We start from the raw sequence: 6,620 nt of genomic DNA, 5'->3' as shown, positions 1-6,620 counted from the left end.
ATGCTCGCGTTGGTAAAATCGTTTGGTCTAACCCAGAACGTTTCTCAGTATGGTCAGGTGCTTTAGCAACTGCTTCTGATGTTGTGTTCTACGGTACGCTGGAAGGTTACCTGAAAGCAGTTGACGCTCAATCAGGTCGTGAACTGTGGAGATTCAAAACAGCTTCAGGTGTTATCGGTAACGTCAACACTTACAAACATGACGGCAAACAGTACATCTCTGTTCTGTCTGGTGTAGGTGGTTGGGCTGGTATCGGTATGGCTATTCCTAGCTTAGAAAACGAATCAGATGGTCTGGGTGCAGTCGGTGCTTACAAGTCACTGTCTAGCTGGACTAACCTGGGTGGTGTTCTGAGCGTATTCAGCCTGTAAGACCAAAGTATATTGTTTGATTAAATATACTTAAGCTCTAGAAAAAGACCCGGTATCGAAAGATGCCGGGTTTTTTTTTGAAACCAGATACGTTATTAAGTGTCATAGCTTATCCAAACCAACAAAAAAAGGATCAGAGAATGAAGATAAGACAGCAATGGACAATTTTATTATCAGGACTGATGGCAGCAACAATTACAACAACAGCTGTCGCTGAAGACCTGAAGCCATTAAAAGGCCAAGAGGTGCTGAGAGTCTGCGCTGATAAAAATAATATGCCTTACTCTAACGATAAATTAGAGGGTTACGACAATAAAATTGCCGCGATGCTGGGAGAAGAGCTGGGTATTCCAGTTGAGTATTACTGGTTTCCACAGCGTTTAGGCTACAGCCGTAATACGTTGAAGAAAGAAAACCCTGAAACCGGTCATTACATGTGTGATGTATCTCTAAACATGTCATCAACAACTGACTTTGTAAAAGTCACAAAACCATATTACGAATCAATCGAAGTTGTTGCTTACCGCACTGGCGAAGGTTATGAAATCAAGAGCCTTGCTGATATCAAAAAGGCTAATGAAGAACACGGCCCACTGAAAATCGGTTTGTTTGACCGCGCATTAACGACAAAGCACATCATCGATATGGGCCTAGGTGACAATATTGTCTATTACCAAATGATGTCTGGTGGTTGGGAAACCACACCGGGTCGTATTATCGAAGACTTAGCGGCGGGTAAAGTAGATGTGGTACCAATGTGGGGACCAATCGCTGGTTACTATGCAAGCCTGCAAGATACGGATATTGCCGTGCAGCCTTTAAACGAGCTTGGTCAGCGTCACGTATTTAGCTTCTCAATGGGCACACGTTATGGTGAACCACAATGGACTGCATTGTTGAATAAGTTTATCGACAAACGCCAAGATGATATTACAGCGATCATTGCTGAATATAACTTGCCATCACTAGAAAACGTTAGCCCAACACCGGCCAAACGTGAACGTAAAGATGATGACGATTAATAGGCTGATGCCGAACTAATTGGTTATTAATTATGGGGCGGTCAGGCTTTATAGTGTGGCCGCCTCAATAATTTTCTTCAGATTATTATTAATCTTTTTAGCGAAAGCTTGCTGTTCAGCAGTTCCCGCCGTTTCATCCATTAAACGGCTACTTACAATAACGCCTTGCTCAGTTTCACGAACAGCGGCATTACAGGGCATATCGTTGATTAGGTTGTCATTAATCAACATCATTTCATGTGCATAAGTGATATTGCAGAAACTCACAATCGTCGATAGTGGAAAGTTTTCTTCGCCGCGATCACGAATGGCTTGTCCAATATCGCTTCGATGAATAATGCGGTAGTTAAATTCAGAGATAGCAATATCGAGACTTTGCATTGTCTCAGCAAAGTTATAAGGGCTTATTGATTGATAGTAACGATCAGAGGTGTCTGGCTGGCATGCTGATAATAAAACAAAGCAAATGATTGCTATCAGAATCTTTGGGCGCTTTAGAATAGTCATAGATGAGACACTGTATTTTCGTTAAACTTACGAGCCTACAGAATAACACTATATAAATAAGAGAGAAGTAGGGGGAGCGCGTGAAAAAATCAGGTTTCACATTAGTCTGGGCATTTTGTTTAACATTACTAAGCGGTAGTGCTTTTGCCATTCCAGGCTATTCAGAAATAAATAATGAGTTATTTGATAAGTCGCATTTAAAAAATATCAACGAACCAGCTAAGCTAACGTATACATACGAAAAACAAAGTTTTACCGAAGGTAACCGTGAAGACACGATCGAGATGTCGGTAGACAATATTCGTAATACGGGTCGTCGTGATACCGAATTTGTTTTCTTTACAGGCGAGCATAATCGTCCCTATCAAGCGATGCCGGATCAACGTGGCAATGGCGTATTTGTCTATTTCCTAGAGTTTGATATTCACGAAATGGAACGTCGTACTGGTGGTGAATGGCGTTATTTCCAACGCAAAATTCGTTGGGCCATGGCGGAAGGTGCCGATAAGAAAGAAGTTGAAGTTAACTATAACGGTGAAACCATTAAAGCGAACCAGTTTACGATTCGCCCTTATGTGAATGACCCGAAGAGTAGTCGGTACAAGTTGTATGCTGGCAAATACTACATCTTCACCATGTCTGAAGAAATTCCTGGTGAAATATATCAAATTCGTACCATCGTGCCCGATGGCACAACCTGGTCAGAGGGCGAACCGGCTTTGATTGATGAGTCGATAACCTTTACGAGCTATGAAAAGCAGTAATAGTCCTTTTTAAATAAAGCGGGCTTTAACAGCCCGTTTTTTTTATGCATAGAATCAAAGACCGCTTTAATACCATTCAAGGCTCATTACTGTTTCACGAGCTGAGCTTTGTGCTGATTATCATACTGACTACTGGCTTAGGGGGCAGTTGGGTGCTGGCATGGCAGAATAATTCGCAGGAATCGTTGCGTTTAACCGCTTTAAATACCCATATGCAACATGTTCGCGGGGATTTATATCGTCAGATTAAAGAAGTATTTGATGTGATTTTTCTTGATGATAGCAGTGCAGTTCAGCAGTATTTTGGTTACAGCCAGACGATTAATCGAGAACTTAACCAGATGCAGTTGCTGGCAAGATCCGAAAGTGAGCAACAACAAGTACAAAAAATTGCTGATACCTATGATGCGTTTTACGCCGAAACACAAACCTACGTCAAAACTGAGGACAGAGAGTTAACTGATAAACAGTTGCTATTGCTGGATCAACCTCTGGAGCAATTCACCCTCAATGTCTTTGAGATCTTATTTCACGACTTTGAGGAATACCTGCAAAGTAGTCAGTCGGTATTGGCAGCTAAACAACAGCGCTGGTTAACTCAAGTTTTCTGGATGGGGTTATTGCCCATTTTGCTGGCATTGGGACTGTTGATCTGGTCCAGACACTTTGTAAAAAAACAAGTTTTGATGCCGCTCACAAATGTGATTGAAGGTGCGCGTCACGTTGCGCAGGGTGAATGGCGATATGCACTACCTGAACATGGTGTGGCGGATTTAAAGCATTTAACGGCAGCCATTAATCAAATGGCGACAGATCTTATCAATAATCACGACAACCTTATTGAGGCGCGTAAACAAGCCGAAATGGCCGATTTAATTCCATTGGTGGCACATAATATCCGTAATCCGCTTGCAGGTATTCGTGCGGCAGCACAGGTTAGTCTCAGTGATAAAAGTTTGCCAGAACAGAGCCGTCAGGTTTCACAAGACATTATTGTGGCTGTCGATCGTTTAGAGCGGTGGGTGACATCACTATTAATGTATCTCCATCCAATGCAGCCCCATTTCTCGTCATTAAAACTAACCACATTAGCTGACAATGCTTTATCGCTGATACAAATGCAAATCACTGATAAACAGTTAACCGTAGAGCGAGAAGGCTGGGAAAACGATCTCCATGAGGCGCAACTTGATGGTGATCTGATTGAGCAGACGCTCTGTAACCTTATCCAAAATGCCATTGAAGCCTCTCCTGATGCTAGTGAGCTACGTTTACGTTTTCAGCGACTTAATGATGGGCGAATTAGTCTCGAGATTGATGATCAGGGACGCGGAATGAAACAACCTTATTCAAAAGATCAGCAGTCAGAATCAGATGGTCGAAAACCTTTGCACTGTGGATTGGGTCTACCTTTTGCCGATCGTGTTATGCACTTACATGGTGGTGAGATATCACATATCGGGTTAGAGCCTGGTACACGCGTGCGTATCGAGCTCCCCATCAATCAGCCGGAAATGAAACAAGATGCTTGAAATTCTGATTATTGAAGATGAAAAGTTATTTGCAAAATCAGTACTTCGTCGTTTGGAAATTGATGGATATCAGGCCAAAATAGCAGCTTCGATAACTGAAGCTGAGCAATACTTATCTCATACTGAATTTGATTTATTACTGCTAGATGTCCGTCTGCCAGATGGTAATGGGCTGGATTTGCTTAAGCGCTTACGAGCGTCAGACTCGGCTTGGCAAAACACCGCTGTGATAATGATGACAGCTTATGGTGAGCTTGAAGATGCAGTTGCTGCCATGAAGTTAGGTGCCAACGATTACTTAAAGAAACCAGTGGATTTAGACGAGTTAATGCTGACACTAGAAAAGGTCATGCAAGCGAAACGTACGCGTGAGCAACTCAACTTTTCACAAATCCGTGGTCAAAAAGCGAATGAGCCAGTTAATTTTATTGGTACTTCTGATGAATTGAGCCAACTAAAACAGTCCATTACTCATATTGCAAATATGATGGATAACAATGAGGATGGCTGCCCGGTCCTATTGCTAACAGGAGAAACAGGCTCAGGAAAAGAACTTGCTGCGAAGTGGTTCCATCAATCAGGAAGCTGGCGAGAGCAACCCTTTGTTCACGTTGATTGTACGGCCTTACCCACAGAAACTGCTGAGGCTGAACTATTCGGTGTCGCCGCTAACTTTGCTAGCCATGCTCATCCTTCACGACCGGGGTTAATCGAGGTTGCTGAAAGTGGCACTATTCTCTTAGATGAAATCAGCGAATTGCCTTTGGCACTACAAGCCAAGCTACTTAATGTACTTGAGCGCAGGGTGATACGGCGTGTTGGTGAGTTAATTGAGCGGCCAACTAAAGCACATTTTGTCGTGACCAGTAACCGAGATTTAGCGAGTTTAGTTGACGAGAAGCAATTTCGTAGCGACCTGTATTACCGGTTAAATACCTTAGAGCAGAAGATCCCAGCACTCCGTGACCGTAAACAAGATATTGCCGAGCTTGCGCAGTACTTTATTGAGTTATATGCACGTCGTTATCGGGTTAATCAACCGCGGTTAGATTTTGATGCGATGCGTAAAATGCAAGAATATCCATGGCCTGGTAATGTCAGAGAGTTAAGCCATGTGCTTGAAAGAGCGGTGATGTTAGCCAAGCATGAAATTATTAGCAGCTCAGATTTACTACTTGATAGTAAGCCTCAGAAAACCATGATGATGCCAGCTATGTTGCAAGATATGACGCTTGAACAAATCGAAAAGTATTTGCTTTCACAAACCTTGCAAGAAACCGGTGGTAACGTTTCTAAATCTGCGAGACAGCTTGGCTTAAGCCGTATGGCGATGCGCTATAGAATGGAAAAGCACGGCCTGTAAAGCGTTATTTAACGATTTTTAGGCTCGGTTTTGATGTGCTTGAAGGCTGCGTCGGTGGTGCAGTAGGTTGTGGTGGTTGCGGCGTATCTTCTGGGAAAAACATGCCTTCATTGTTTTCTTTACCGTAGATAGCCTGCACAGCAGCAATCGGGATAAACAAGTCCATCGATTTGCCAGAAAAACGAGCTGAAAAACTTATCCACTCATTATCCATGGTCAATTGATGGATAGCATCGGGAGCTAGGTTGAGTACGATACGATTATCTCTGATGTACTCTTGTGGAACCGTTACGCCTTCAACTTTGGTATTAACCAATAAATAAGGTGTGCAATTGTTATCCAGAATCCACTCGTAGATCGCGCGAACAAGATAGGGTTTCTGCGGCGTCATATCGCTCATTACTGCTAGTCCTTACTTGCTGTCGTTAGGCTCGCTTTAAATGCTGGGCGACTATACAAACGCTTTGCATATCGCTCTACAGCAGCGGCTGATGCCGGCAGCTTAACGCCAAACTCCGGCAAATGCCATAGGAATGGTAATAAAAAGCAGTCTAATAAACTGAACTGTTGCCCATAAGCAAACTCATTATTGCTTAATAACGGTGCCATGACCGTAATGTCCTCTTTAAGAGTACGACGGGCTTTTGTTGCCGAACGACCTTGTAGTTGATGAATTAATGGCTGCCAGTTTTGGCTAAGCTGTGACAACATCAATCTGATACGCGCTCTATCTGCTGGTGATGCAGGCATTAACGCTGGATGGGGATAACGCTCATCCAAGTATTCAAGAATAATGCAGGGATCATACAGCGCTACATCACGATCAATTAACGTTGGGCCTGAGGCTGTGGGATTAATATCTGCGAGAAACTCTGGCCACTCCCCTGATTCAAGTGTGACAAATTGATAGTCGACACCTTTTTCTTCTAGAGCAAAGCGGATTTGCTGGCCAAATGGACAGCTAGACTCACTATAAAGTGTTAATCGTGTTCGGCGTTCGGGATTATCTAACATGATAGCTAAATTACGAGGCCAGCAGCTTACGCTGCTAGCCATGCCGT

8 protein-coding genes are annotated in these 6,620 nt (G+C 43.2%); 5 read left to right on the top strand and 3 right to left on the bottom strand.

The window, feature by feature from the left end; translation table 11 throughout:
• Together OMP94_RS10905 and OMP94_RS10900 are read left to right on the top strand one after the other, a co-directional pair.
• A partial coding sequence (locus OMP94_RS10905) for a PQQ-binding-like beta-propeller repeat protein (RefSeq protein ID WP_266278333.1) occupies window positions 1–371 on the top strand: 371 nt, incomplete at its 5' end.
• Window positions 372–511: 140 nt separating this feature from the next.
• Window positions 512–1,393, top strand: coding sequence for a quinoprotein dehydrogenase-associated putative ABC transporter substrate-binding protein (locus OMP94_RS10900; RefSeq protein ID WP_266278332.1), 882 nt, complete (start codon window positions 512–514; stop codon window positions 1,391–1,393).
• Window positions 1,394–1,441: 48 nt separating this feature from the next.
• Here OMP94_RS10900 and OMP94_RS10895 read toward each other — a convergent pair whose 3' ends face one another.
• Window positions 1,442–1,900, bottom strand: coding sequence for a DUF302 domain-containing protein (locus OMP94_RS10895; protein WP_266278331.1), 459 nt, complete (start codon window positions 1,898–1,900; stop codon window positions 1,442–1,444).
• An 80-nt stretch (window positions 1,901–1,980) separates the two neighbouring features.
• Between OMP94_RS10895 and OMP94_RS10890 the strand changes: the two genes are divergently transcribed.
• Genes OMP94_RS10890 through OMP94_RS10880 form a run of 3 tightly spaced genes read left to right on the top strand, consistent with a single transcriptional unit; the run spans window position 1,981 to window position 5,559 of the window.
• Window positions 1,981–2,664, top strand: coding sequence for a hypothetical protein (locus OMP94_RS10890; RefSeq protein WP_266278330.1), 684 nt, complete (start codon window positions 1,981–1,983; stop codon window positions 2,662–2,664).
• Window positions 2,665–2,708: 44 nt separating this feature from the next.
• Window positions 2,709–4,196: a sensor histidine kinase gene (locus tag OMP94_RS10885; RefSeq protein ID WP_266278329.1), complete on the top strand. Its 1,488-nt coding sequence runs from the start codon at window positions 2,709–2,711 to the stop codon at window positions 4,194–4,196.
• Window positions 4,189–5,559: a sigma-54-dependent transcriptional regulator gene (locus OMP94_RS10880; protein ID WP_266278328.1), complete on the top strand. Its 1,371-nt coding sequence runs from the start codon at window positions 4,189–4,191 to the stop codon at window positions 5,557–5,559. Before OMP94_RS10885 ends, OMP94_RS10880 begins: the two co-directional genes overlap by 8 nt.
• Before the next feature lie 4 nt (window positions 5,560–5,563).
• Here the strand turns inward: OMP94_RS10880 and OMP94_RS10875 are convergent, their stop codons facing one another.
• Together OMP94_RS10875 and OMP94_RS10870 are read right to left on the bottom strand one after the other, a co-directional pair.
• A complete protein-coding gene (locus tag OMP94_RS10875) occupies window positions 5,564–5,950 on the bottom strand; it encodes a ClpXP protease specificity-enhancing factor (protein ID WP_266278336.1) in 387 nt (128 codons plus the stop codon).
• 14 nt (window positions 5,951–5,964) lie between these two features.
• Entirely contained in the window at window positions 5,965–6,615 is a 651-nt protein-coding gene (locus tag OMP94_RS10870) for a glutathione S-transferase N-terminal domain-containing protein (RefSeq protein ID WP_266278327.1), read from the bottom strand.
• Window positions 6,616–6,620 lie beyond the last annotated feature (5 nt).

The sequence above is a fragment of the Methylophaga sp. OBS3 genome (genome assembly GCF_026319325.1).
Lineage (GTDB): Bacteria > Pseudomonadota > Gammaproteobacteria > Nitrosococcales > Methylophagaceae > Methylophaga.
The sequence above is the reverse complement of the archived record's forward strand: the minus strand, read 5'-3'. Positions and strand labels throughout refer to the sequence as shown.